Source organism: Sutcliffiella tianshenii (genome assembly GCF_016908565.1).
Lineage (GTDB): Bacteria > Bacillota > Bacilli > Bacillales > Bacillaceae_I > Sutcliffiella_A > Sutcliffiella_A tianshenii.
Genome location: NZ_JAFBED010000001.1, coordinates 201,774 through 228,450, shown reverse-complemented (window position 1 = coordinate 228,450; position 26,677 = coordinate 201,774). Strand labels below are relative to the sequence as shown.

Here is a 26,677-nt window from a genome sequence, read left to right as displayed (position 1 = left end):
TAATGAATAATCTTATAAATGAATTAAGGTATTCTGAATACAAAGAGAGAGTGAAAAGTTTAAAGTATTTAAGTAAGCCTTTATTTGTAGAGGATAAGAGAAGAAAGAAACAAATTCACGTAGTTTACATTTTAAACCATGTAGGTGTGTGTGGAGGTACGAAAGTTATTTTAGAACATGCTAACGGTCTAATTGACTTAGGATTAAAGGTTACCTTATTATCTCATTTCCCTAAACCTAACTGGTTTGTAATTAAAGCTGACTATATTCAAGCACCATTTCAAATTGAACTCTCTAAATATATTCCTATTTGTGATGTAATAATTGCTACTTACTGGGAGCATATAGGTTCTTGTGTAGAAAGTGGTATAGCTCCTGTTATATATTTTGAACAAGGGGATTTCCATTTATTTGAATGGGAAACAATTGAAGAAGAAAAAAGAAATATAATATATTCACAGATTCAATTACCGCATGAGATACTTGCGGTCTCCAGCCAAATATCACAATTAATAAAAGTGAATTTTAATAGAGATTCACTAGTAGTACATAATGCACTTAACGAAGAGATATTCTATAATTCAATTAAATCAGGTTCTGAAATAAATATGTTAGTGGTTGGTAGAGAAGAAACCGAGTTTAAAGGAATCAATGATTTGAAAAAAGTTTATAATGTACTTCTAGAAAAGGGATTCAATATAAAATTCTCTTGGGTAACTCAAACTACACCGCAAAACCCTTTAGGAGAAGTGTATATTAATCCAACTCAAGAGAAACTAGGAGAACTATATAGAGAGGCTACAATTTATGTTTGTGGATCGTACTATGAATCATTTCCATTACCTCCATTAGAAGCGATGGCAAGTGGTACACCTGTAGTGACTACTAGAAACCTAGGTATAAATGAGTATGGTATAGACGAATATAATTGCTTAATGGCCGAGCCGGGCGATATTAATTCAATTTCCGAAAAAATTATCAGAATACTTTCAGATAAAGATTTATATGATAATTTGATAACAAATGGATTGACAACTGCAAATAAATTTAATTGGTCTATTATTTTGAATGAATTAAAAAATTTCTATGAGAATATCGCCACTAAAAAGACTTTTTCTCAGGACAAACTAGATGATGAGTGGGAATTCTTATTTAATGTCAAGGATATAGTAAATAAAAGTGATAAAGATAGGTTAAAGTTTTTACTAAATAATGCAAAATCTGATTCCATCTTGATGCCAGTACAATTAGAAATAATTCCGGATATACCCACGTGCTATTGGAAAGAGCTTATTGTTCGAAAAACTCCTATTGGACTCTGTGGTCCACTTAAACTTCCAATAATAGTTAAAGGGGAATTCCAAGAATTAGATATAAAATATAAAGATATTATTTATTTATATAAAGATAATAGATATTCGGAAGCATTAAATAAATTTATTAATGAGCTAAGATATTATGAAGTAGGCACGGAAGAACATTCGATACTTATTAAATGGATAGCATTATGTTTATTTGAATTAAATCAAGATAATGATTTACAAGAATTATTAGAAGCCTCTATTAAAAAATATCCTTATTACACTGACTTATATTTTATCTACGGGTTATTACTTTTCAATAACGGTTTTAATGATAGAGCACTACAAATTCTACATCAAATTGAGGTAGTACAAGACGCTTTTTATCATACTGATTTTATAGGAAATATAAAAGAAATATCCCGTAATGCTTATGGAATAATATAGTCAAAACCAAAGGAGTGTATATATTTGTTAATGGAAGATACTAACGAATTATTAAGCGGGGAAAGAATATATCCAATATCATTTAACGAAGCAGCTATAGATCATAAAGAACGTTATCAATTGGCTTTAAATTACATTAGTAGAGACGACAATATTTTAGATTGTGCTACAGGTGCTGGTTATGGTGCATATTATCTTGCTGTTAATTCCAACTGTAATAGTGTTGTAGGTATAGATATTAATGAACACGCAATTAATTGGGCGAATGAAAATTTTAAAACACAAAAAAATATATACTTAAAAACAGATTTATTAGAAGATTTTTCTGGAAGTCTACCGAATAATGATTATGATTTAGTTACATGTTTTGAAACTATAGAACATCTTAAAGACGACTATGGATTTTTAAAAAGGTTATCAGGTTGCATGAAACCGGGAGGGATATTAATTATTTCATCTCCTAATGAAGAGGTAATTCCTTGTTTAGCAAATCCATTTTATCCAGGAGGCAAAAATCCCTATCACCATAGACATTATGCTCCTTCAGAATTAAAAAATTTGCTTAATGATTGCGGTTTTTCTATTATTGAGGCATATACACAATGCCCAGACAAAATCGTAAAAGGTGAAAACGGTTTTGTCATTATTTATGTTTGTAAATATAATAATATGGACCACAAATATTCGATGAATACCCTTGAACAATCAATTGAGAAACTAAGTGTTATTCAAATGAATAGACATTATCAGTTTCTAAATAATTCATTATCAAATAGTATTGACTTTACTTTGATAAACAAGAGGATTGATGAAATATTAGTCTCTAATTACGCATTTATGGAAGTATATGAGTTAATTGAGGGTTCTAAAATTAATTTAGCCTATCAAGCATTAGATCAGATTGATGAAAAAGTTTGCCCAGAGAAAAATTTTTTGAAAGGGTTAATTTATCAAACATCAGGAGATTTATATAAAGCAATCGAATCGTATACTATTTTACTTAGTGAAGAAAATAGAATTAATCCAATTATTTATTCTGTTGCAAAGGAACAATTTCATAAAATAATTGAAATGTTACCAAAGTAAGTCTTTTATAGTATGCAGTGCTAACAAATATTATAAGAAGACTCTATTAAATAGAGTCTTTTTTATATTTTTTTACTTAATCAGTTTCATAATTTACCGATAATAATACTAGAATATGGTTTTAGTCGGAGGGAACCCCCATGAATATTACAAACACAGGGCCCATCATAGACAACACATCTAGATTACAAGGTCAAATGACAGTTTCACATAAGGTAGAAAATTTAATTCAAGAAACAAAGGAGAAGCATCCTGAATTGAGTAGACAGCGAATGGAAAAGATTGTCGAAGGAATGAATGAGTTCATAACTCCTGTCAATGTTTCCATCCGTTTTGAACTCCATGATAAGTTAAAGGAGTTTTTCGTAAAAGTTGTTGATACTGCAACAGATGAGGTAATCCGAGAGATACCTTCCAAAAAGTTTTTGGACATGTATGCAGCTATGACGGAATATATGGGATTATTTGTTGATAAGAAGATATAGGGGGTGACTCAAATGCGAATTAGCGGTTTTGCAAGCGGAATGGACATCGATACAATAGTGAAGGATTTAATGAAGGCTGAGCGTATGCCTATGAATAAATTGACACAACAAAAGCAACTCCTCGAATGGAAACGAGATGATTACCGGGAACTGAATAAGCTTTTGACAGACTTTCGTAATCTTTCCTTTGACATGACGTTGCAAAGAACTTATTCACAGAAACAGGTTACTACCAGTAATACAAAGGTTTCTGCGGTGGCTTCCTCCACTGCTGGAAATGGTAGTTACACTATTTCTAATGTGCAATTGGCGACTGCAAGTTCAAAGTCTTCCTCCGGGATAATAACTGACCGGGCGTCCTTTGATTCAGATAAAAGCATTTGGGAACAAAGGGATTTGTTTAATAATTGGACCACCAATACATCCTCAACTTATGCAGGTGGAGAATTGGAAAGTAAAACCGGTTTTATCCAACTGGATGGGTTAGTGGATGTTAATAAAATGCCCAACACTATCACTGGACAGCGTATGGTTGACGGCAGTCTTACGAGTTTCACCTATAATCTTGGTGAAGATGTAACCTTAGATGAGAAATCAGGAAGACTTGTCTTTAAAGAACCATTAGAAGCTGGTAGCACTATTCAAGGGTTTACATACGAGAATTATCAGTCAACCCTTTCTATAACAACCTATGATGAAACTGGAAGGGAATTGAAAGGTGAATTTACCCTAACAGGTAGTAAAACAATGAATCAGCTAATGTCGGAGATAAGCTCTTCCCCAATTGGTGTAACTGCTTTTTACGATGATTATTCAGGGGAATTAAAAATGACCCGAAAAGACGCAGGAGCACTAGTGGGAGTGGATGGTAAGTCTTTTGCAATTTCTGACGGATTTTTTAAAGACTACCTCAAGTTGGATGATACTGAGCAGACCGGGCAGAGTGCAACATTAGATATTAATGGAATTAGTACAACAAGGAAGTCCAATACATTCTCTATTAACGGAGTAACGATTACTTTAAAAGAAGATATGCCAGAGACTGCAACCATTACAGTAAACAACGATTCCGAAAAAACGTTCGGTGCAATTAAAAACTATATAGAAAAATATAATGAGCTAATCACGAAAATAAGTGAAAAGACTTCCCAAGCCGTCTATCGCGATTTCAAACCTTTAACAGACGAAGAGCGGGAATCACTATCAGAAAAGCAAATAGAGCAGTGGGAAGAGAAGGCTAAAAGCGGACTATTGAAAAATGATTCCATCCTGACATCAGGTCTAGGGAAAATGCGATCTAACTTCTATGAACCATTAGCTGGTGCAAGCGGAGTATTTAATCAATTGGCTCAGATTGGCATTACAACAAGTGTAAATTATAGAGATGGTGGGAAGTTAAACATTAATGAAGAAAAGCTCCGTCAAGCTATTGAAAAGGACCCTTCCTCAGTTATGGAACTATTCACTGCTACTGGTTCCGATAATTCTTCACAAGGCCTTGCAAGAAGGTTAAGAGAATCAGTTGGAGCAACCATACAACAAATAGAAGCACGTGCAGGGAATACATCTCGAAATAACCAACAATTCACCATCGGTCGAGAACTGTTAAATGTAGACAAACGTATCTCAACATTCGAAATGCGCCTCCAACAAAAAGAATCACGCTACTGGCGCCAATTCACAGCCATGGAAAAAGCAATCAACATATCCAATAACCAATCCATGCAACTAATGAGTCAATTCTACAACAATGGGTGACCGTAAAAGGAGTGTTCAATGATGGCAATCAATAACCCATACCAGGCATATCAACAAAATGCCGTCTCAACAGCCACCCCGGGTGAACTTACCCTTATGCTATATAACGGAGCTTTGAAGTTTATGAGGCTGGCGAAAAAAGGGATGGAAGAGAAGAACCTTGAACTTAAAAATACGAATCTAATAAAAGCGCAGAAAATCATCCAGGAGCTCATGGTGACGTTAAACACAGATCTAGAAGTCTCAAAATCGATGTTATCCATGTACGACTATATGAACCGCCGCCTGATCGAGGCAAATATCAAAAACGACTCGGAGATCATCGCAGAAGTCGAAGCGCTGATGACGGAATTCCGCGATACATGGAAGCAGGTTATCCAAACGAACCGCCAGCAGGCCTTTACGCAGGGTGGACAGGCGTAATGACGGTAGTTGAGGATTTGGATAAGGTGACATCACACCTTCTTGCTCTATTGGAAAAAGATCTTCCTGCAGAAGAAGAGCGTGACACGTACATTGCAGAGATAGACAAAGCGCTCCAAGTACGGGAAGCGCTGCTGAAGAAGCTGTCACCTCCATTTACCGACAGTGAGCAAGCTCTCGGACGGAAGGTGGCCGATAAGAGCCAGAGGATCACTCCAAAACTTGAAGCTTTCCAAAAGCAGCTCAAGCAGGAGTGGGGTCAGATCCAGCAATCGAAGAAGACGGCGAAGGCTTATGGGCAGGCTTATGCGGGTGTTTCGATTGATGGGATGTATTATGACAAGAGGAATTAGGTGGCACGGATGATGCGTTTGAAGGAAGAGGAGTTTTTGGTGCTGCAGCAGTATAATGGGCTGCTGGAGTCGTTGGAAGAGGCTTTTCTTTATCTTTGTGATAATGCGGGTCAGCCTGAGTCGTCTGCTGTTAAAAAGGTGAAAGAGAATAGCTATCTGGCCATTTCGAAAATAGCTGAAACGCATGTGTTCATGGTGAATTGGTTTTCCCATGACGAGGCTGCCTTGCGAGCTATCGGCCAGTTCGAAGGGTTCATCGATGAGCTGGAATCACTAGGTCATTTCAGTGCACATCCTATAAACGAAAAAGAAGTGTTTTCCACTTATCTCATTCCCGCTTTTGAGGAATGGAAGGTGGATATGCAGAAACAGCTGCTTCCATTTCTTACACATTGACTCTCTGGAGAAATCCCGGAGAGTTTTTCTTATTTTGTGGCAAGTTTTACCTTTGTCCTGCATATACTTGTTTCACCCGTCAGAGCCTTTGGAATAAAGGGATTCACAAATTCTTCACATTAATTTTACGTTTAGGCAGGAAACCTGTTGGGTATTGTAGAAATATGTTTACATAGCTTTAATAGAAGCTTAACTTTCCTAAAATTGGAAAGGTGTAGACGCATTGTTTGGAGGAAGTATTCCAAACAGTAACAAAAGGAGGAGTTCGTTTATGAAGTACAACGTTCGCGGTGAAAACATTGAGGTAACTCCAGCAATCCGAGATTATGTAGAGAATAAGATCGGAAAGATTGAGCGCTATTTTGACTCAACTGATAATGCAGAAAGCAAAGTCAACCTGAAAGTCTACAACAACCAACAAAAAATTGAAGTGACGATTCCGATGACAGGATTGGTACTGCGTGCAGAGGAAAGTCATGATGACCTATATGCTGCGATCGATCTGGTCGTGGATAAATTGGAACGTCAAATCCGAAAACATAAAACGAAAGTGAACCGTAAGCTTCGTGATACGGGTTCACCTAAATACTTATTCAATGAAGTGATCGACAACGGCGCACCATCCAATGTTGCAGTGGAGGATGATGAGGATGAAGCGGACTTGGTGAGAACGAAGCGCTACAACCTGAAGCCGATGGACAGTGAAGAAGCAATTTTACAAATGAACTTGCTCGGACACAATTTCTTCGTATTCCTGAACGCAGCGACTAACGAAACGAATGTCGTGTATAAGCGTAACGATGGGAAATACGGTTTGATTGAATCCTATTGATGATAAAGGGGCCCATATCGGGTCCCTTTTTATATGGGAAAGAGGAATGTTCGACAATTCTTGCGAAAGAATGGGATTTACTTGTCCAGGGCCTCACCGCTTTGAGTTGTACCTTCATCCAAGAAGTGTTAAAATTTAAATATTATTGTAGGCTATTAGACTATAGGTACAGAGGAGCGTTCATATATGCTTGGTTTGTTGAATAAAGTGTTTGATATGAATAAGCGTCAATTAAAACGTCTGGATAAAATGGCGGATCAAATAGATTCACTCAGTGCCGATGTTGCAAAGTTGACGGACGAGCAGCTGCGTGAAAAGACGGCTGAGTTCCAGGCTCGTTACCAGAAGGGTGAAAGCTTGGAGGACATGCTTGTTGAAGCTTTTGCGGTTGTCCGTGAAGCGGCAAAGCGTGTATTGAGTCTTTATCCTTACAAGGTTCAGCTGATGGGTGGTATTTCCTTGCATGAAGGGAATATTTCCGAGATGAAAACAGGGGAAGGTAAAACGCTAACTGCGACCATGCCTGTTTATTTGAATGCACTTACCGGTAAAGGCGTTCACGTCGTGACTGTCAATGAATACTTGGCAAGCCGTGACGCGACCGAGATGGGTGAGCTGTATCAATTCCTTGGTTTGACGGTCGGTTTGAACCTGAACGGACTTTCCCGTGAGGAAAAAATTGAAGCATACAAAGCGGATATTACATATGGAACAAACAATGAATTCGGCTTTGATTACCTCCGTGACAACATGGTGCTGTACAAGGAACAGATGACACAGCGTAAGCTTCACTATGCAGTAATCGATGAAGTCGATTCCATTTTGATCGATGAAGCGCGTACACCGCTCATCATTTCCGGAAGTGCGCAAAAGTCAGCGGCACTTTATATCCAGGCAAATGCTTTTGCACGTACATTGATCCGTGACACGGACTACACGTATGATGTGAAAACGAAGGGTGTCCAGTTGACGGAAGATGGGATTACAAAGGCGGAGAAGGCTTTTGGCATCGAGAACCTGTTCGACATCTCCCATGTTGCCCTGAACCACCATATCAACCAGGCGTTAAAAGCGCATGTAACGATGCACAATGACGTGGATTATGTGGTACAGGAAGGTGAAGTGGTCATCGTTGACCAATTCACAGGACGTCTGATGAAGGGCCGTCGCTATTCCGATGGACTACACCAGGCGATTGAAGCGAAGGAAGGCCTCGATATCCAGAATGAGAGCATGACCTTAGCGACGATCACGTTCCAGAACTACTTCCGTATGTATGAAAAGCTTGCCGGGATGACTGGTACGGCGAAAACGGAGGAAGAGGAATTCCGCAACATCTATAATATGAATGTAATAGCGATTCCGACGAATAAGGATATCGTGCGTGATGACCGTGCGGATCTTATCTATAAAAGTATCGAAGGCAAGTTCAACGCTGTGGCGGATGACATTGCAGAGCGCCATAAAAATGGCCAGCCTGTGCTTGTAGGTACGGTTGCGATTGAAACGTCCGAAGTCATTTCCCGTCTTTTGACAAAGCGTGGAATCAAGCATAACGTCCTGAATGCGAAAAACCATGGACGCGAGGCGCAGATCATCCTTGATGCAGGTCAGATGGGTGCTGTGACGATCGCGACGAACATGGCCGGTCGTGGTACGGACATCAAGCTTGGCGAAGGTGTGAAAGAGGTTGGCGGACTTGCTGTCATCGGTACAGAGCGCCATGAATCCCGCCGTATCGATAATCAGCTTCGTGGTCGTTCCGGACGTCAGGGAGATCCGGGGGTAACTCAGTTCTATCTTTCAATGGAAGATGAATTGATGCGCCGCTTCGGCTCCGACAATATGAAAGCGATGATGGAGCGTCTTGGCATGGATGATAGCCAGCCGATCCAAAGCAAGATGGTTTCTCGTGCAGTGGAATCTGCGCAGAAACGTGTCGAGGGTAACAACTTTGATGCACGTAAGCAGCTTCTTCAATATGACGATGTACTTCGTCAGCAACGTGAAGTCATTTACACGCAGCGTTTTGAAGTGCTTGATTCCGAGAACCTGCGTGAAGTGGTCGAGAGAATGCTTACTTCCTCTGTGGAGCGCAATGTCGGTCTTTACACTCCTAAAGAGGATCTTCCTGAGGAGTGGAATCTTCAAGGGATCGTGGACTATGTCGAAGCGAACCTGCTTGAAGAAGGTGCAGTGACGGTCAACGACTTCCGTGGCAAAGAGCCGGAGGAAATCTCTGAGCTTATCCTTGAAAAAGTGAAATCCCGCTACGATGAAAAAGAGCAGGAGCTATCCGCAGAACAGATGCGTGAGTTCGAAAAGGTTGTCGTGCTTCGTGCAGTGGACAGCAAATGGATGGATCACATCGATGCAATGGATCAGTTGCGCCAAGGTATCCATTTACGTGCTTACGGCCAGATCGATCCGCTTCGTGAATACCAGTTCGAAGGATTCTCCATGTTTGAGAACATGATTGCAGCCATCGAGGATGACGTAGCGAAATATGTGATGAAGGCACAGATCCGCAACAACCTTCAGCGTCAAGAGGTTGCAAAGGGTCAGGCAGTCGTTCCGAAAGAGAGCGGCGGCGAGCCTCCTAAGAAAAAGCCAGTTAAAAAAGTGATGGAAATCGGCCGTAATGACGCATGCATTTGCGGAAGCGGCAAGAAATATAAGAATTGCTGCGGACAGTGATTCAGGGAAAGTGGGGCTGCTTGTCGGCCCCGCTTTTTTCGCGCGATTGGAAGGAAGTAGCTTCCCCCGCTTTTTTATTTTCATAAAATACGTTAGAATAGACTATTAGTGAGCAATACATTATCTGTGCGAAATAAATATGAGGTGAATGATATGGAATTAGTGGAAATCAGACATGAGTTAGAAAAAATGGCTAAGCGATTAGTCGAGTTTAGGGGGTCTCTTTGACTTAGAGGTCAAAGAAAGACGCATCGCCGAATTGGACAATGAAATGTCCAACCCGGAATTCTGGAATGACCAGAATGCGGCGCAGGTTGTCATCAACGAAGCGAACGCACTGAAAGAGCCGGTCAGCCAGTTTAATGAACTTAGTGAAAACTACGAAAATCTTCAATTGACTTATGATCTTTTAAAAGAAGAGCCGGATGAGGAGTTGCAAGCGGAGCTTTCCTCTGAAGTGAAAACTGTCACCGAAGACTTCAATAAATTTGAACTTCAGCTTCTGCTAAGCGGGGAGCATGACAAAAACAACGCCATCCTTGAATTGCATCCAGGTGCAGGCGGAACGGAATCACAGGACTGGGGTTCCCTTCTTTTAAGAATGTACACCCGCTGGGCAGAGCGCAAGGGCTTCAAAGTCGAGACGCTCGATTACCTTCCTGGCGATGAAGCCGGAATCAAAAGTGTTACATTATTGATCAAGGGCCACAATGCCTATGGATATTTGAAAGCGGAAAAAGGCGTACATCGTCTTGTACGTATTTCACCGTTCGATTCATCAGGCCGCCGTCATACATCATTCGTATCGTGTGAAGTAATGCCGGAATTCGACGACAACATTGAAATCGAGATCCGTACGGAAGACTTGAAAGTTGATACGTACCGTGCGAGTGGAGCGGGTGGTCAGCATATCAATACGACCGATTCCGCTGTCCGTATCACACATATTCCGACCAATGTCGTGGTAACGTGTCAGACAGAACGTTCCCAGATCAAGAACCGTGAGCGCGCAATGAAAATGCTACAAGCCAAGCTTTATCAAAAGAAGCTGGATGAACAGCAGGCTGAATTGGATGAAATCCGCGGCGAGCAAAAGGACATCGGATGGGGAAGCCAAATCCGTTCCTACGTGTTCCATCCGTACTCCATGGTGAAGGATCACCGTACGAATACGGAAGTGGGTAACACCCAGGCCGTGATGGATGGGGATTTGGATCCGTTTATTGATGCTTACTTGCGTTCGAAATTATAAGTTATGGAGGGATTCCCCTCTGAAAATGAAAGCACCTTTGCCCGATGATGGCTGAAGGTGTTTTTTATCATTCGGAACAAATGGTACATAAGTCTTATTGTGATTTTTACGAAGCAGGCATATAATTACAATTAATAATTAACAAATTGCAAATTAATATCGACGAGAGGTGAATGAAGTGGGGAAGTACAAAGATGAAAAAGAGATGCTTGAGAATTATTCCTCCAATAAATATGTCACCCCTGATGGATACACAAGTGATATTGCGGTTTTTACCATTGAACTTCGATACCTAGAAGAGCATAAGCCTCCAGTTGCGAACTTGAAGTTGATGTTGATTCAACGTTCAGAGGTAGATGCAGAAGGCGAACCGAATATAGAGGGTGGAAAATGGGCATTGCCTGGTGGATTTGTGAAGCCGCATGAAACAGCCCGAATGGCAGCCATCAGGGAACTTCAGGAAGAGACCAGTGTAAAAAATATTCATCTGCATCACTTTGGTGTGTATGATGATCCGGGACGGGATAAGAGGGGATGGATAATTTCCAATGCATTCTACGCTATTGTAACCGAAGATTATCTGTTGGAGAGAAAAGCCGCGTACGATGCTCAAAATGTGGAATTGTTTACATGGGAAGAAGTTCAAAAGCTTCAGCTTGCATTTGATCATCAGAAAATAATAGCGGATGCATTCAAGATGATAAAAAAAGATATCCTGCAAACTACGGTTGCAAAAGAATTTTTACCAAAGGAATTCACGTTGTCTGAATTAAGAAGTGTTCTGCTCCTGGTAACAAACGACCCTGGGATAGTAAACGATTCATCTTTTGTAAGGGATGCACCGAAGTATCCATTTTTAGAGGTAGTGAAAGATGCAAAAGGAAAAAATAAGACAACGACCAGAACTGCAAAGCGATCGACGAGATTGTTTCGTTACAAGGAATTTGAACCAATTAACAGTATCTACTGATTATTTTTTTGGATATATTAATTATCATTTTGCAAATTAAAAGGCAAGGAGAAGATGGCAATGAAGAACTTGTGGAAGGACTGGACCATATTTGAAAAGGTGTGGTTAGCGGTATTTACCATGGTAAATGTATATCTGTTTTTTGCTTGGGAGGATAGCGTACTTGGATTGGTTACATCGTTATCCGGGATGCTATGCGTCGTGCTCGTTGCAAAAGGAAAAATAGCGAATTACTATTTTGGGATTGTACAGACAGGATTGTATGCTTATCTATCTTATGGCTACGGTTTGTATGGGGAAACGATGCTCAACGCGTTATTTTATTTTCCTGCTCAATTTGTCGGATTGTACCTTTGGAATAAAAACAAGATAGCTCAAACCGTCAAGGGAGAAGATATTCCCGTCAAAAAGCTGACCCGGAAAGGATGGATGATGGCAGGAGTCGTCTCATTAGGGATGATTATCATCTATGGTTTTGTATTGCAGATAATAGGAGGAAAAGTGGTGTGGGTGGACTCAGCTACAACGGTCCTTTCCGTGCTGGCGCAAATACTCATGATCAAACGATATGCTGAACAGTGGTTATTCTGGATCGTTGTCAATATACTCTCGATCATCCTTTGGGCACAGGCGCTTTGGACACAGGGTGGAAATGATATGAGCATGCTTGTGATGTGGATGGCGTTCCTGATCAACAGCATATATGGATACTACAATTGGAACAAGGTTTATCAAAAACAGGAAGGGGCGGAATGACAATGAAAACAGTAGGGTTTATTGGGGGGAAATATCTGCCTCTGCACCGCGGCCATATTTATACCATCGTACGGGCAGCCTCCAGCGTAGACGAATTATATGTGATACTAAGCCATAATGAAGATAGAGACAGGGAAACTTGTGAAAAATCATCTTTTCCTTATATTCCAGCAGACATAAGATTACGTTGGCTGCATGAGGCAACTAAGGAGATGGGTAATGTCCGGGTACTTTCTGTAGCTGATACAACAAAAGACTATGATTGGGAGGAAGGCTCCCGGTTGATCAAGGCAGCGATTAATAAGAAAATTGATGTTGTATTCAGTTCAGAAAGCGCCTATGATGCAATTTTTAAGTCGAATTATCCTGATGCAAAACATATTTTGCTCGATGAAGAGCGTAAAATTGTCCCTATATCCGCCACTGAGATCCGGGAGGAAGGAGTATATGCCCACTGGAATGACATTCCCGAATGCGTACGTCCTTACTTTGTGAAAAAGGTAGTATTGGTAGGTACGGAAAGCTGTGGAAAATCAACCCTGACAAGAAACCTAGCAAGTGTGTATAACACTACCTTTGTAAAAGAATATGGCAGGACATTGTGTGAAGAAATCGGGGGCTGCGAGGGGATCATTCAAAAAGAAGATTATCCTATCATTGCGTATGGCCATAAAATGGAGGAAAAAGAAGCAATCCGAAAAGCAAACAAGATAGTATTTATCGATACGGAAGCAACAGTAACCCAATATTACTCCCACCTGTACAACAATTGTCACCAAAAGGTGTTGGATGAAATCATAGCAGAACAATCATATGACATGTACCTATACTTGGAGCCGGATGTACCTTGGGTGGATGATGGTTTACGGGTACACGGTGAACAATACGTGCGAGATGAAAATAATAAGCTTCTAAAAGAGATGTTCAAACAAAACAATATCGAGTTAACGGTCATATCAGGTACCTATGAGGAAAAATTGAACCAAGCAATTGACTTGGTGGATCAGCTTTTTAGAGAAAATTAGGATTTTTGCGGGAAACCTTGGCCGGTTGGCTGGGGGTTTCTTTTTTTGGCGGTAGATTAATTCCCACCAAACTAACAAACACTACCACCAAACACCCGTCTATTTAACGCTTTACCACGTTATACCAATACCATTTACACCGCTACTTCTGCGTGCTATACTCTTGCTCGTTGTGTGAATTTTTTTAATAGATGATGTTCAAAAAGTCCGGTAAAAATAACTTTGAATTTCTTCGTCAGCTTGCCTCTCCGCTCCTCACGTATACCTAACATACGCTGCGGTGCTCGAGACTTCGCTTCCTCGAACTTCTTTGCTCTTTTTATCCTCCTTTTTGAACCCACATTAATAGGAACAACCTTGGAGGGACACTAAATTGAAACATCGCAATAGAAATGGGTATAGAGCAAATCCTGTTATGCAACGGGTAAAAGAATATACATATGTCATTTTGGGTTCGGCCATTGTGGCACTTGCCTTTAACCTTTTTTTGCTTCCGAATCGGGTGGCATCCGGAGGGGTAAGCGGGATCAGTACGATTCTCGATGCCACTTTGGGGTGGGAGCCGGGTATTGTGCAGCTTTGCTTCAATATTCCGCTTTTCCTTGCTGGCGTCATCCTGCTGGGGAAACAATTCGGTTTAAAGACGTTGGTAGGAACAATCACGCTTCCGTTGATTGTACTTTGGACAGCCGGGCTTGAGCCTGCGACAAAAGATCCGCTCTTAGGAAGTCTCTTCGGGGGAATCGGTGTAGGTCTTGGACTTGGACTTGTCTTCCGCGGGCGTGCCTCGACAGGAGGTACAGACCTTGCTGCACAGATCATCCATAAGTATACCGGTCTCTCACTTGGTACATGTGTTGCTGCTATTGATGGATTAATTGTAATCTCAGCCGCGATCGTCTTCGACCTGGAGCTTGGGATGTATGCACTTATCGGGCTTTTCGTGACAAGCAAGACGATCGATTTTGTTCAGGTCGGACTCGGGTACTCAAAGATGGCGATCGTCATTACGCAGAAGGAAGAAGAGGTCAAGCAGGCGATCCTTACAAAAATCGATCGTGGTGTGACGAAGCTTTCGGCAACAGGCGGCTACACCGAGGATGAGCGTCCTGTCCTGATGTGTGTGGTCGATCAGACTGAATTCACAAAATTGAAACAAGTGGTGCGGAGCATTGATGCATCTGCGTTTGTGGTCGTCATGAATGCGTCAGAGGTGCTTGGCGAAGGTTTTAAACGGGAATAGTGGGGAATAGATAGGATATAATAATGTCATGTTGGTATATTTTACTTCTATCCTTAGGAGGACAACCTGATGAAAAAGTACTTTTTAGCATTCGTATTAGGAACGTCACTGCTCACGTTGGCTGCGTGTGGTGGTGGAGAAGAGAACAACACAGCCACTGATGCACCTGCAGAAGAGGGCGGCGGTGCCGTTGATACTGCAGACGCGGAAAAAATCTTCCAGCAAAGCTGTGCAAGCTGTCATGGCGGTAACCTCGAGGGTGGCTTCGGTCCGAATCTTCAGAAGGTAGGGGACAAGTACAGTCAGGAAGAAATTGAAGGAATCATTGCAAACGGTCAAGGCCAGATGAAGGGCGGCATCATCAAGGGTGAAGAAGCGACTACGGTGGCAGCCTGGTTGGCGGAGCAAAAATAATGACGGAAAAGGTTTCTTTTAGGGGAATATCCTCGGAAGAAGCCTTTTTTATTTGCACTAAATATTTCCAAACGTTTTTCTGATATAAAAATGAATCTATCTTTTATACTATTTTTTATTTTCAGAAAATAGGGCGTTAAATCTATATTACAAGGGAATAAATTACATATTATCACTCCCATTTTCCCCTTTTTACTTTATAGGATAAAGGATTGGAAAATTATATTGAAAATAAGAATTATTGTAAATATACTTTTATTTAGGTTGTCGAATGACAATTTATGTAGTGGTCTGCAATTTTAGTTCTGAATATTCAGAGTGATACGCGACCATTAACTAAAAGTATGGGGGAGTGGGAGATTTGAAAAAGAAGTGGATGACAGGTCTTATGCCGTTATTTGCGTTTGTGCTGATCTTTAGCGCATTCTCTTCAAATGGTGTACAAGCTAACTCACAAAATTCAGGGGGAGAACTGGCTACTTTACAAGGTGATTTCGATTTATCTTCCTCAAAAGCAGTGACAGTCCTTGTGGAATTACAGGAACAGTCCATTGTAGAAGCGAAGCACAATGGTAAAAAGCAAACTAAACAGAACTTAAAAAATGCTCGCGATCTAGTGAAAAATGAATTGGATAATAGAGTAACGAACAATAAAGTGAACCGGGAATATGATTACGTATTTTCCGGGTTCTCCTTGGAGCTTCCTGCAAACGAGATTCCTAGTCTGCTAGCGACTCCGGGTGTAAAAGCGGTATATCCAAACGTTGAATATACAACAACAGAAGAACTTGTATCACAGGAAGAATATAGCCCAGAGATGTTCGATTCTGCACCATTCATTGGAGCAAACGAAGCGTGGGATTTAGGCTTTACAGGTGAAGGTGTAACAGTCGCAGTCATTGATACAGGTGTTGACTACACACATCCTGACCTGGCGCCGAACTTCGGGGAATACCTTGGTTGGGACTTTGTAGATAACGACAATGATCCGCAGGAAACCCCTAAGGGAGATCCGCGTGGTGCAGAGACGACACACGGTTCTCACGTTGCTGGTACCATTGCGGCAAATGGTCAAATCAAAGGGGTGGCCCCGGATGCAACCTTACTTGCATACCGTGTCCTTGGTCCTGGCGGAAGTGGATCCACGGAAAACGTCGTAGCTGCGATCGAGCGTGCTGTACAGGACGGGGCAGACGTGATGAACCTTTCTTTAGGAAACTCCTTGAATGCTCCTGACTGGGCAACATCCATTGCGCTAGACCAAGCGATGGCAGAAGGTGTTGTAGCGGTAACATCCAATGGAAACTCCGGTCCGAACAACTGGACAGTAGGTTCCCCTGGTACTTCCCGCGAGGCGATCTCTGTCGGGGCAACACAATTGCCTTACAATGTTTTCAAAGCAACAACCTCTTCATCTGACGGTGTATCCTATGGATCTTCTGCAGTACAAGGTTTCCCTTCAGAAGAGGCACTGTTATCACTAAATGGACAAGCATTTGAACTTGTGGATGTAGGGTTCGGTGCTCCGGCAGATTTTGCAGGCAAAGATCTGACAGGCAAAATTGCGCTGATCAGCCGTGGTGCAGGGATCCCATTCGTCGATAAAGCGACTGAAGCTGCAAAAGCTGGTGCAAAAGGAGCGATCCTTTATAACAATGTAGCTGGCTCAATGCCGTTGATTCCTGGTATGGCAGTACCAACTATCATGTTGAACCAAGCAGACGGTGAAGCGCTCAAAGCAAAAGGATCCTCTGTTACGGTAAGTTTTAATGTAGCTTTTGATAAAGCAGTAGGCGAAACGATGGCAGATTTCTCCTCACGTGGTCCTGTAATCGATACGTGGATGATCAAGCCTGATGTTTCTGCTCCTGGTGTCAATATCGTAAGTACTGTACCGACATTCAACCCTGATGCCCCACATGGTTATGGTGCGAAGCAGGGTACAAGTATGGCTTCCCCGCACGTAGCAGGTGCAGCAGCTGTAATCCTTGAAGCAAATCCTACGTGGGGAGTGTACGAAGTGAAATCCGCATTGATGAATACAGCGGAAAAAATGGTGAATCCTGCTACTGGCGAAGCGTATCCTCATAATACGCAAGGGGCAGGAAGCATTCGAGTGGTGGATGCATTACAGGCTGAAACACTTGTGAATCCGGGAAGCTACTCTTTTGGGACTTTTGAAAAATCCAAAGGAAAGCAAGTGGAGAACCAGCAATTCGATATTCAAAATCTTTCTGATGAAACAAAAGTTTACTCTGCGGAGTTCACTTTCAAAAATGAAGTCGGCAAGCATGTGAAAGTGACTACAGGCAAAAACCTGAAGGTGAATCCAGGCAAAAACCAAAAGGTCAACGTGAATGTTCAAGTGGACGCTTCTAAATTGGCTGCCGGCTATTACGAAGGACATTTAACAGTTACCGAGGGAGACACTGTAATCCAGGTCCCTACCATACTATTTGTTGGAGAACCTGATTACCCACGTGTCACACACTTTGGATTTACGGCACTTGGCGGCAACGAATTTGAATTTTACTCCTACCTGCCTGGTGGCGCGGAAGAACTACAGGTTTGGATTTATACAGCAACTGCAACTGGTGGACTTGGAACCTATGTAGGAGATGCACTCTATGCGGGTGAACTTGGCAAAGGGTACAACTATCATGACTGGGATGGTACGCTAGTGGACGGTACTGTGCTGCCTGCAGGAAAATACCGGGTGGCGGTGTATGCGAAGAAAGGCGAGCTTGATCGTGCCGTACTTGGTGCAGATGTCCTGACAATTGAATAGAAATCACAATGAAAACAAAGCTGGGGTGGATGTGAGCCCCAGCTTTTGTTTTATCATTCTCTACAAAATTCCCCAGGAAAAGATAATCCTCTATTATATTCCCAACGACAATTTCCGCGGAAATCCCTCTTTTTAGGAAAAAAAATCCTCCATTTCCAACTATGACTCCGATTTGAAAAGAAACTGTAATAATTAAAACTCTGATTTTGTCGAAATAGATGTTATAATGAAGAAGTGAATTTATGCGGAAATTTGTGATAAATATACATATCCACTTGTGGAGATAGACAATCCGCATGCGTAGCTACGTATTTTTTTAAAAGGACACCCTGTAAATAATTCAAATATTCTAACCCAATAGGTGATTAAATGATACAAATGCAAGACGTCTTCAAAAAGTATCCTAACGGCGTTCAAGCTGTTGATGGAATAAATGTAAATATAAAAGCTGGAGAGTTTGTTTATGTGGTAGGCCCGAGTGGTGCCGGTAAGTCCACCTTCATCAAGATGATGTATCGCGAGGAGAAACCGACAAGCGGTTCAATCATCATTGATGGTGTGAATCTATCCAAGTTGAAGGAAAGCAAGGTTCCATTATTAAGAAGAAATATCGGAGTGGTTTTCCAGGATTTCAAACTCCTTCCACAGCTGACGGTATATGAAAATGTAGCCTTTGCGCTTGAAGTTATTGAAGAAAGTCCGAAGAATATAAAGAAGCGTGTGATGGAAGTCCTTGATTTAGTAAAGCTTAAGCACAAAGCGCGTCACTTGCCGAATGAACTTTCCGGTGGAGAGCAGCAGCGTATTTCCATTGCACGATCTATTGTAAACAGCCCTAAGGTAATGATTGCCGATGAACCGACAGGAAACCTTGATCCTGATACTTCATGGGAAATCATGAACATCTTTGAAGAAATAAACGACAAGGGCACAACGATAGTCATGGCGACTCATAACCGCGAAATTGTAAACACGATCAAGAAGCGCGTTATTGCAATCGAGAACGGGAAAATCGCGCGTGACCAAGCAGAGGGGGACTACGGATATGAAGCCTAGAACTCTTTTGCGACACTTCAGGGAAAGTCTGAAAAGCTTGGCAAGAAACGGCTGGATGACATTCGCATCCGTCAGTGCCGTAACCGTGACACTGCTTCTGGTCGGGGTATTCCTCGTACTCATGATGAACTTGAACAGCGTTGCAAATGAAATTGAAAAAGACGTTGAAATTCGGGTGCATGTAGAACTGACAGCAACTAAGGAAGATCAGGATGTACTGCGCGAACAGATACAGAATTTACCGGAAGTCCAAACGGTCGATTTTTCATCAAAGGAAGAGGAACTGAAAGGTTTGGTTGACAGCTTTGGTGATGACGGGGGCGCTTTCGAACTGTTCGAACAGAACAATCCGCTCTTTGATGTATTCATTGTAAAAACAGCAAATCCGCAGGACACAATCGCGGCTGCCAAGAAAATAGATGAACTTGATTTCACTCATAAAGTAATTTATGGGGCAGAAACGGTGGAACGATTATTCAAAGTATTCGAGATTGCTAGAAACGTAGGGCTTGCATTGATTCTGGGACTTGTCTTCACAGCCATGTTCCTGATCTCCAATACAATCAAGATCACCATTTTTGCCAGAAGAAAAGAAATCGAAATCATGAAGCTCGTTGGTGCGACCAATGGCTTTATCCGCTGGCCGTTCTTCCTTGAAGGACTTTGGCTCGGAGTGTTGGGTTCCATCGTGCCTATCGGAATTATTCTCACATCCTACTATTATCTAATAGATTTGGTGCAGCCGAGAATCCAGGGCACATTCATACATTTGCTTCCGTTCTATCCTTTCGCCTTCCAGGTAATCGGGATACTGGTTGCGATTGGTGCATTCATCGGCGTTTGGGGAAGCATGATGTCCGTCCGAAAGTTTTTACGAGTTTAAAAGATTCCATATTAATGGTCTACCCATAATAAAAAAACAAAAACCTGATAGGGGTTGGTAATTAATCCCTATCAGTACATAAGATTTTAGGGGGAAATAAGGGATGAGAAGAAAGATTGGTACAGTCGCTATTGCTGCCGTTATTGGATTTTCTGGATTTTTCTCTACAGGCTTATCAGATACAGCTTCTGCAAATTTAAAAGAAAAGCTGAATGACGTTCAAAATGAACAGTCCAATAATGAATCAACAAGGTCCGGTAAGCAGGAAGAAGTAAATCAACTTCAAGCCGAGCAAAAGACTTTAGCGGAAGAAGTAAAGCAATTAGATATAGCAGTTGGCGAAACGAAGGCTAAAATCAGTGGGAAAAAAGAAGAAATTGATGGAACAAGAAAAGATATTACAAAACTTCAAGAAGAGATCGTTGTTTTAAAGGAACGTATTGAAAAAAGAAATGAGCTTCTAAAAGATCGCGCTCGCTCTTTCCAACAGGGTGGAGGAGCCGTTAACTACCTGGATGTATTACTGGGAGCACAAAGCTTTGGAGATTTCATAGACCGCGTTGGTGCGGTAGCTACGATTGTACAAGCAGACCGTGATATTTTAAAAGCTCATCAAGAAGACTTACAGCTTTTAGAGGATAAAGAGCTGGAACTACGTGAAAAATTGGCTTCCCTGGAACAACAATTGACAGAATTAGAAGCGATGAAAGTTAAGTTAAACAACCAAATTAAAGAAAAAGATGCTTTGATGGCACAGCTTAAGAAGAAAGAGCAAGAAACAATGCATGAGATCCACGAGCTTGAAAATGAAGCGGAGATCCTTGCAGCCCAAGAAAAAGCAATCCGTGCAGAAATTCAAGCCGCTGAAGAACGCGCTAGAAAAGAAGCGGAAGAGCGTGCAAGAATAGAAGCTGAAAATGCAAGAAAAGCAGAAGAGGCAAGAAGAGCGGCTGAAGAGGCAAAAGCAGCAGGTAAGCCGGCACCGCCAGCACATGTAGCTTCTCCAGCTCCTGTATCATCCGGAGACTGGACACGTCCGGCAACAGGTTCTGTAACTTCAGGTTATGGCGGACGTTGGGGTGGAAATCACAATGGTGTTGATATCGGGAAAAATGGTAGATCTGGAGATGTCCCGGTCGTAGCAGCAGCAAGTGGAACTGTTTTTCAATCCTACTACTCCAGTTCTTATGGGAATGTAGTTTTTATTACTCACTATATTGATGGCCAGATGTGGACAACTGTTTATGCTCATCTAGAGCGTCCAGGCCTGCCAGCTGGAACTTCCGTTTCAAAGGGACAACAGATCGGTATAATGGGCAACACTGGATATTCATTCGGGGCGCATTTACACTTTGAACTGCACAAAGGTGGTTGGAACGGTTCCAAGTCCAATGCAGTGAACCCTGCCAACTATATTAATTTCTAATTCATGCACATATTATGTACAAGCATCACATATACTAGTTCTGACAAAAGGCATTACACTTTCAACGTGTAATGCCTTTTACTGCAACATAAGCCTACCTTTTAGCGAGTGATTACACAATCGATACAGCAGACCGTTTACATAAGCGTTTTTGATTTCCAACCATGCAGGGCTGTGATACAATTGCTCATATATTTACTAGTCGTTCGGTATTGGGTATAGGGATGAGGAGGAGCTTTCATGAATCGCAAAATCGTCACATTATTAATGGTACTATCCGTTTTAGTCGGGGCAGCAGGTACATATGCCGGCCTAACATGGCTTGGCTCGAACCCGGCTTCCGCTGTTCCTTCCCAAAAGGCGCAGGAATTTGACATCACACTTGAAGAACCATCCAAGGAAACAGCTAAGGACCTGGATTCCCAAATGGCGAAAATCCAACAGGCCTACGAGTTGATTTCCTCCAGATATGTGGAAGAAGTGGAATCCGAAAAACTGATTCAAGGTGCCATCCAAGGTATGGTAGATACATTGGAGGATCCTTATTCCGTCTATATGGATAAAGAAACGGCAGATCAGTTCAACCAATCGCTTGAATCTTCCTTTGAAGGTATCGGGGCGGAGGTTGGCATGCAAAACGGGAAAGTGACCATCGTTTCCCCGTTCAAGGGCTCACCTGCTGAAAAAGCGGGACTACAGCCAAATGATCAGATACTGAAAGTGGACGAAGAGGATATCGAAGGACTTGATCTTTATCAGGCGGTACTGAAAATCCGCGGAGAAAAGGGAAGCGTCGTAAAGCTTCAGATACAGCGTCCAGGAGTTCAGGAACCGTTCGTGGTCGAAGTGACACGTGATACGATTCCGATTGAAACCGTTTATTCGGAGACCTATGAGCAAGACGGCAAAAAGGTCGGATATATTCAAATCACTTCCTTCTCCCAGGATACGGGAGAGGATTTCAAAAAGCAGTTGGCTGCACTTGAGGACCAGAACATCGAAGGGCTTGTCGTCGATGTCCGTGGGAACCCTGGTGGCCTTTTGGAGCAGGTGCAGATCATCGCATCTGAATTGGTGACGAAGGATAAGCCTTACGTACAGATTGAACAGCGCAATGGGGAAAAGCAACGCTTCTTCTCTTCCATTACAGAAAAGAAACCTTATCCGATTGTGACGCTGATCGATAAGGGAAGTGCCTCCGCTTCCGAGATTTTGGCAGGGGCGCTGAAAGAGGCCGGAAATTACGATATCGTCGGCGATGCATCATTTGGTAAAGGAACCGTCCAGCAGGCTGTGCCGATGGGCGATGGCAGCAACCTGAAGCTGACGCTTTACAAATGGCTGACTCCTGATGGAAACTGGATTCATGAAAAAGGCGTGGAGCCGACGATTCTTGTTAAGCAACCGGATTTCTTTTATGCAAATCCGATCAGCTTGGAAAAGGATGAGCAGCTCAGCTATGATACAAATAGCGAAAAGGTAAAAAATGTCCAGCTTATGCTGAAAGGCCTTGGCTTTGATCCGGGACGCGAGGATGGCTACTTCAGTAAGGAAACTGAAACTGCCGTGAAGAGCTTCCAAACGGACAATGAACTTTCCGCCACAGGGAAGGTCGACGGCAATACAGCAGAGCTCATCCAATCCAAATTACTTGAAGCGGTACGTTCCGAAAAGAACGATGTGCAGCTTCAGGAAGCAATGAAAAGCCTATTCAAATAAATTTTCAAGGCCGGCTTCTCCTATGGTGAGGGTCGGCTTTTTTATGTTAAAATAATAGGTACAACAGTTATTTTAGACGATGTTAGGCGGTGATTCGATGATAGAATCATGGTTATTGGAGTTACTGAAGGGTGTGGGTCGTTTATTTATCCATCCTGTTTTTTATGTAACCATGGCCGTTGCAGTGGTATTGGGTTATTTTCGCGTCAAGCGGGAGCGTCATGATTTTCACATCCGGGTCGAGTATGGCCTTACTGAGTTTCAAAAAGTGTTAAAGACGCTAGTTCTGGGACTGGCTTTATCTGTCCTGACACTTGGAGTGGGAATCATCCTTCCATTTGGAACCATCTTTTTGATCAGTATTGTCACAGTGGCATTTACCCTGTTGATCAAGCCGCGTTTCCTTTCGACAGGCTACATATTCGGCTTTTCCCTTTTGCTTGCTGTCCTGCTTCCAAAGTGGACAACCGGCATTGCAAGTGTAGATAGTCTATTTTCCTCGATCGGGGAGACACATTTGCCAAGCATGGCGATCCTGATGGGGATGCTCATGATTGTAGAGGGGATATTGGTAATCAAGCAGGCATCTACGCAGACGTCGCCTCAATTGGAAAAAAGCAAGCGTGGACTTCCGGTGGGATTCCATGTTTCCCAGCGTGTATGGGTACTGCCCTTGTTCGTATTGGTTCCCGGTGATGCCTTGCAAACAAGCTTTGAATGGTGGCCGGTTCTTCAAGTCGGTGAGCAGTCATTTTCCATCTGGCTCGTCCCGTTTGCGATGGGATTCTATTCAAGATTGAAGGCAAGCCTTCCAAAGGAGACCATCCCGATCACAGGACGTCAGATGACGGCACTGGGGGTCTTGATCCTAGCACTTGCCATAGCAGGTGTCTGGTGGGAGACAGCCGCCATCCTTTCAGCTGTGCTTGCAGTGTTCGGCAGGGAATTTATCCAATACAGGGTGCGGGCCCATGATGAAGAAAGCCAGCCAATCTTCGTTCAACGAGATAAGGGGCTCGTCATTTTGGGAGTGATCCCTCAAAGCCCTGCGGAAAAAATGAATCTTCAAATCGGGGAAATCATTGTAAAAGTGAACGGAATCTCCGTTTCGACAGTCGAGGGCTTTTACGAAGCGCTCCAGCAAAACCGTGCATTCTGCAAGCTGCAGGTCGTGGACACGAATGGCGAGGACCGTTTTGCACAATGTGCGATCTATGAAGGAGATCATCATGAACTGGGACTGCTTTTTGTGCAGTACGGGAAGAAGTGGAAGCGTACGGAAGCTGTTTAAAGAGAAAGGGAGGCAGGTACTTATATGTACCCGCCTCCTTTTTTAGATTTCAATGATAATCGGCAGGATCATCGGCTTTCTCCTAGTCTGGGAGAAGATAAATTGGCCGGCTGATCTCTTGATATTCTGTTTCATGACATTCCATTTGCGCACATTTTCGTCCTGAAGCTCCATGACCGTTTTCGTTACAAGTTTATTGACCTGCCGTATAAGCTGATCGGAATTCTGGTCGAAGGTAAATCCCCGGGTGATGGTATCAGGACCAGAGATGATCCCGCGCTCAGTCTTGCTCAAGGTCACGACAATCACAAGCATCCCTTCCTCGGAAAGCAGCTTCCGGTCCCGTAGCATGATGGAGCCGACATCGCCTGTTCCCATGCCGTCCACGAATATGTCACCCGAAGGAATGGAACGTGTCTGACGGGCAACCAAATCCTTCACATCTACCACATGTCCATTTTTGATGATGAAAATATTATCCCTTTTGACGCCGACAGACTCTGCCAATAATCCGTGATGATGGAGCATTCTGTATTCCCCATGTATCGGGATGAAATATGTTGGCTTCATCAAGGTCAGCATGAACTTCAGATCCTCCTGATAGCCGTGTCCGGAAACGTGCATCCCGGTAGAACTGCCTGAACCATAGATGACTTGTGTGCCAAGTTGGTAGAGGTTATCGATGATTTTTGAGACATCCCTTTCATTTCCTGGAATAGGCGATGCGGCGAAAATGACGGTATCATCCGGATAGAGGCTGACATCGCGATAGTTGCCGGTGGAGAGTCGTGCAAGTGCCGCGTTTGGCTCCCCCTGACTTCCAGTACATAGGATTGCAACCTTTTCCGGAGGAAGCTGTTCCACGTCCCGAGCCTCTACTAGCATCCAGTCAGGAATATTCAAATATCCCCGTTCCATTGCAACCGAGACGACATTGACCATACTGCGTCCAAGTAAGGCTAGCCTCCTGTTCGTTTTTTTAGCTGCATCCACGACCTGCTGGACACGGCTTACGTTGGACGCAAAGGTGGAAACAATAATTTTACCAGGTGCTCTTAGGAAGGCCTCATCCATATGGCTGGCCACCATTTTTTCAGAAGGCGATAAGCCCTTTCGCTCCGCATTGGTGCTTTCTGAAATAAGCAGCAGGACACCTTCCTTCCCGATCTCCGCCATCCGGTGAATATCGGCATACTCGTTATTATGCGGAGTAAGGTCGAACTTGAAATCCCCTGTATGTACGACATTCCCTTCAGGAGTCTTGAATACGATGCCAAGACAGTCCGGGATGCTATGGCTGACCTTGAAAAAGGAAGCCTGGATGCTCCCCAATTCGAGCGTTGTGCCGGCGTCAATCGTTGTCAGCTCCGTATCCCTCAGAAGACGGTGCTCCTCCAGCTTCAGCTCAATCAAGCCCAACGTGAAATGGGTCGCATAGATGGGCATATTGAGCTTTTTTAGAATGTGGGGGATGCCCCCGATATGGTCCTCATGACCATGCGTCACAATCATCCCCCTGATTTTGTCCCTGTTTTCTTCCAGGTATGTAATGTCGGGTATGATCAGATCGATCCCAAGCAGGGTCTCATCCGGGAATTTGCCCCCGCAGTCGATGACGACGATATCGTCCTTGTATTGAACCACATACATGTTCTTGCCGATTTCATTGATGCCGCCTAATGCGAATATGGAAAGAGCAGATTCTTTTGTGCTCATTTTGGGTCCTCCTGTAGTTTGGTTTGAGTTGGTATTAGTATGTGTTGGGTGGGGTGGGATTATTTAGGTAAGTTTGGTGGGGAGTTGAAATGGAGTGGGAGAGGGGACTATTAGAATGCGAAGGATTGGTTAAATGCGTAGGATGATACCTTCACTCGGTGAAAAGTGTGTGTGAGAGGTAATCAATAAAGTTGGATGATACCTTCACTCGGTGGAAAATGTGTGTGTGAGGGAACAATAAAGTTGGATGATACCTTCATAGGCCGGAAAAGGTGCGAGGGAGGGAATCAATAGTGTCGTATGATACCCTCTCTCGGTGGAAAATGTGTGAGGGAGGGAATCAAAAAGGTAGGATGATAC

General features: G+C 42.8%; 22 protein-coding genes. 21 read left to right on the top strand and 1 reads right to left on the bottom strand.

Annotated elements, in window-relative coordinates:
- Positions 1-2: 2 nt before the first annotated feature.
- The 21 genes from JOC95_RS00995 to JOC95_RS00895 all read left to right on the top strand — a co-directional run bounded on the left by JOC95_RS00995 (position 3) and on the right by JOC95_RS00895 (position 24,601).
- Positions 3-1,748 (top strand): glycosyltransferase family 4 protein, encoded by a 1,746-nt coding sequence (locus JOC95_RS00995; protein WP_204412596.1) that lies wholly within the window; start codon positions 3-5, stop codon positions 1,746-1,748.
- A 30-nt stretch (positions 1,749-1,778) separates the two neighbouring features.
- Complete coding sequence (locus JOC95_RS00990; RefSeq protein WP_239582677.1) at positions 1,779-2,834, top strand: class I SAM-dependent methyltransferase; 1,056 nt, start codon at positions 1,779-1,781, stop codon at positions 2,832-2,834.
- Between the two features lie 140 nt (positions 2,835-2,974).
- Positions 2,975-3,319: a flagellar protein FlaG gene (gene flaG / locus JOC95_RS00985; protein WP_204412588.1), complete on the top strand. Its 345-nt coding sequence runs from the start codon at positions 2,975-2,977 to the stop codon at positions 3,317-3,319.
- Positions 3,320-3,331: 12 nt separating this feature from the next.
- Entirely contained in the window at positions 3,332-5,077 is a 1,746-nt protein-coding gene (locus tag JOC95_RS00980; RefSeq protein WP_204412586.1) for a flagellar hook-associated protein 2, read from the top strand.
- Positions 5,078-5,098: 21 nt separating this feature from the next.
- Positions 5,099-5,500 (top strand): flagellar export chaperone FliS, encoded by a 402-nt coding sequence (fliS, locus tag JOC95_RS00975; protein ID WP_204413395.1) that lies wholly within the window; start codon positions 5,099-5,101, stop codon positions 5,498-5,500.
- On the top strand, positions 5,500-5,853 hold the full coding sequence (gene fliT, locus JOC95_RS00970; RefSeq protein ID WP_204412584.1) for a flagellar protein FliT: 354 nt from the start codon (positions 5,500-5,502) through the stop codon (positions 5,851-5,853). The genes fliS and fliT overlap by 1 nt, the downstream gene beginning before the upstream one ends.
- A 9-nt stretch (positions 5,854-5,862) precedes the next feature.
- Positions 5,863-6,249, top strand: a complete 387-nt coding sequence (locus JOC95_RS00965) for a DUF8042 domain-containing protein (protein ID WP_204412582.1) — start codon at positions 5,863-5,865, stop codon at positions 6,247-6,249.
- A gap of 271 nt (positions 6,250-6,520) precedes the next feature.
- Positions 6,521-7,081 carry a ribosome hibernation-promoting factor, HPF/YfiA family gene (hpf, locus tag JOC95_RS00960; RefSeq protein ID WP_204412577.1) on the top strand — a complete coding sequence of 187 codons (561 nt, stop codon included), beginning with the start codon at positions 6,521-6,523 and terminating at the stop codon, positions 7,079-7,081.
- Positions 7,082-7,267: 186 nt separating this feature from the next.
- Positions 7,268-9,778 (top strand): preprotein translocase subunit SecA, encoded by a 2,511-nt coding sequence (gene secA, locus JOC95_RS00955; protein ID WP_204412576.1) that lies wholly within the window; start codon positions 7,268-7,270, stop codon positions 9,776-9,778.
- A gap of 153 nt (positions 9,779-9,931) precedes the next feature.
- A protein-coding gene (gene prfB, locus JOC95_RS00950; protein WP_204412571.1) for a peptide chain release factor 2 occupies positions 9,932-11,030 on the top strand; the annotation gives its coding sequence in 2 pieces (ribosomal slippage) (positions 9,932-10,003 and positions 10,005-11,030; 1,098 coding nt in all).
- 178 nt (positions 11,031-11,208) lie between these two features.
- Positions 11,209-12,000, top strand: a complete 792-nt coding sequence (locus tag JOC95_RS00945; protein ID WP_338083037.1) for an NUDIX hydrolase — start codon at positions 11,209-11,211, stop codon at positions 11,998-12,000.
- A gap of 60 nt (positions 12,001-12,060) precedes the next feature.
- Positions 12,061-12,756, top strand: coding sequence for a nicotinamide riboside transporter PnuC (gene pnuC / locus JOC95_RS00940; protein ID WP_204412569.1), 696 nt, complete (start codon positions 12,061-12,063; stop codon positions 12,754-12,756).
- On the top strand, positions 12,753-13,781 hold the full coding sequence (gene nadR / locus JOC95_RS00935) for a multifunctional transcriptional regulator/nicotinamide-nucleotide adenylyltransferase/ribosylnicotinamide kinase NadR (RefSeq protein WP_338083036.1): 1,029 nt from the start codon (positions 12,753-12,755) through the stop codon (positions 13,779-13,781). Before pnuC ends, nadR begins: the two co-directional genes overlap by 4 nt.
- 415 nt (positions 13,782-14,196) lie before the next feature.
- Positions 14,197-15,024: a YitT family protein gene (locus JOC95_RS00930; RefSeq protein WP_204413390.1), complete on the top strand. Its 828-nt coding sequence runs from the start codon at positions 14,197-14,199 to the stop codon at positions 15,022-15,024.
- 69 nt (positions 15,025-15,093) lie between these two features.
- Positions 15,094-15,438 carry a cytochrome c551 gene (gene cccB, locus JOC95_RS00925; RefSeq protein ID WP_204412567.1) on the top strand — a complete coding sequence of 115 codons (345 nt, stop codon included), beginning with the start codon at positions 15,094-15,096 and terminating at the stop codon, positions 15,436-15,438.
- Between the two features lie 376 nt (positions 15,439-15,814).
- Positions 15,815-18,226 (top strand): S8 family serine peptidase, encoded by a 2,412-nt coding sequence (locus tag JOC95_RS00920; RefSeq protein WP_204413388.1) that lies wholly within the window; start codon positions 15,815-15,817, stop codon positions 18,224-18,226.
- A gap of 369 nt (positions 18,227-18,595) precedes the next feature.
- Positions 18,596-19,282, top strand: a complete 687-nt coding sequence (gene ftsE / locus JOC95_RS00915; protein ID WP_204412565.1) for a cell division ATP-binding protein FtsE — start codon at positions 18,596-18,598, stop codon at positions 19,280-19,282.
- Positions 19,272-20,165 (top strand): permease-like cell division protein FtsX, encoded by an 894-nt coding sequence (ftsX, locus tag JOC95_RS00910; protein WP_204412564.1) that lies wholly within the window; start codon positions 19,272-19,274, stop codon positions 20,163-20,165. The genes ftsE and ftsX overlap by 11 nt, the downstream gene beginning before the upstream one ends.
- 103 nt (positions 20,166-20,268) lie before the next feature.
- Positions 20,269-21,591, top strand: coding sequence for a murein hydrolase activator EnvC family protein (locus tag JOC95_RS00905; protein ID WP_204412563.1), 1,323 nt, complete (start codon positions 20,269-20,271; stop codon positions 21,589-21,591).
- Between the two features lie 240 nt (positions 21,592-21,831).
- Positions 21,832-23,310, top strand: coding sequence for a S41 family peptidase (locus JOC95_RS00900; protein ID WP_204412562.1), 1,479 nt, complete (start codon positions 21,832-21,834; stop codon positions 23,308-23,310).
- A 97-nt stretch (positions 23,311-23,407) separates the two neighbouring features.
- Positions 23,408-24,601 carry a PDZ domain-containing protein gene (locus tag JOC95_RS00895; protein WP_204412561.1) on the top strand — a complete coding sequence of 398 codons (1,194 nt, stop codon included), beginning with the start codon at positions 23,408-23,410 and terminating at the stop codon, positions 24,599-24,601.
- A 42-nt stretch (positions 24,602-24,643) separates the two neighbouring features.
- Here the strand turns inward: JOC95_RS00895 and JOC95_RS00890 are convergent, their stop codons facing one another.
- On the bottom strand, positions 24,644-26,317 hold the full coding sequence (locus JOC95_RS00890; RefSeq protein ID WP_204412560.1) for a ribonuclease J: 1,674 nt from the start codon (positions 26,315-26,317) through the stop codon (positions 24,644-24,646).
- Positions 26,318-26,677: the final 360 nt, after the last annotated feature.

What these genes read in the sequence shown, in the direction of transcription:
- JOC95_RS00995 (WP_204412596.1), top strand. Translation starts at nt 3, where the DNA reads ATGAATAATCTTATAAATGAATTAAGGTATTCTGAATACAAAGAGAGA.
- flaG (WP_204412588.1), top strand. Translation starts at nt 2,975, where the DNA reads ATGAATATTACAAACACAGGGCCCATCATAGACAACACATCTAGATTA.
- pnuC (WP_204412569.1), top strand. Translation starts at nt 12,061, where the DNA reads ATGAAGAACTTGTGGAAGGACTGGACCATATTTGAAAAGGTGTGGTTA.
- JOC95_RS00965 (WP_204412582.1), top strand. Translation starts at nt 5,863, where the DNA reads ATGATGCGTTTGAAGGAAGAGGAGTTTTTGGTGCTGCAGCAGTATAAT.
- hpf (WP_204412577.1), top strand. Translation starts at nt 6,521, where the DNA reads ATGAAGTACAACGTTCGCGGTGAAAACATTGAGGTAACTCCAGCAATC.
- JOC95_RS00930 (WP_204413390.1), top strand. Translation starts at nt 14,197, where the DNA reads ATGCAACGGGTAAAAGAATATACATATGTCATTTTGGGTTCGGCCATT.
- JOC95_RS00980 (WP_204412586.1), top strand. Translation starts at nt 3,332, where the DNA reads ATGCGAATTAGCGGTTTTGCAAGCGGAATGGACATCGATACAATAGTG.
- fliS (WP_204413395.1), top strand. Translation starts at nt 5,099, where the DNA reads ATGGCAATCAATAACCCATACCAGGCATATCAACAAAATGCCGTCTCA.
- JOC95_RS00990 (WP_239582677.1), top strand. Translation starts at nt 1,779, where the DNA reads ATGGAAGATACTAACGAATTATTAAGCGGGGAAAGAATATATCCAATA.
- JOC95_RS00895 (WP_204412561.1), top strand. Translation starts at nt 23,408, where the DNA reads ATGATAGAATCATGGTTATTGGAGTTACTGAAGGGTGTGGGTCGTTTA.
- JOC95_RS00890 (WP_204412560.1), bottom strand. Translation starts at nt 26,317, where the DNA reads ATGAGCACAAAAGAATCTGCTCTTTCCATATTCGCATTAGGCGGCATC.
- nadR (WP_338083036.1), top strand. Translation starts at nt 12,753, where the DNA reads ATGACAATGAAAACAGTAGGGTTTATTGGGGGGAAATATCTGCCTCTG.
- fliT (WP_204412584.1), top strand. Translation starts at nt 5,500, where the DNA reads ATGACGGTAGTTGAGGATTTGGATAAGGTGACATCACACCTTCTTGCT.
- JOC95_RS00905 (WP_204412563.1), top strand. Translation starts at nt 20,269, where the DNA reads ATGAGAAGAAAGATTGGTACAGTCGCTATTGCTGCCGTTATTGGATTT.
- secA (WP_204412576.1), top strand. Translation starts at nt 7,268, where the DNA reads ATGCTTGGTTTGTTGAATAAAGTGTTTGATATGAATAAGCGTCAATTA.
- cccB (WP_204412567.1), top strand. Translation starts at nt 15,094, where the DNA reads ATGAAAAAGTACTTTTTAGCATTCGTATTAGGAACGTCACTGCTCACG.
- JOC95_RS00900 (WP_204412562.1), top strand. Translation starts at nt 21,832, where the DNA reads ATGAATCGCAAAATCGTCACATTATTAATGGTACTATCCGTTTTAGTC.
- ftsX (WP_204412564.1), top strand. Translation starts at nt 19,272, where the DNA reads ATGAAGCCTAGAACTCTTTTGCGACACTTCAGGGAAAGTCTGAAAAGC.
- JOC95_RS00920 (WP_204413388.1), top strand. Translation starts at nt 15,815, where the DNA reads ATGACAGGTCTTATGCCGTTATTTGCGTTTGTGCTGATCTTTAGCGCA.
- ftsE (WP_204412565.1), top strand. Translation starts at nt 18,596, where the DNA reads ATGATACAAATGCAAGACGTCTTCAAAAAGTATCCTAACGGCGTTCAA.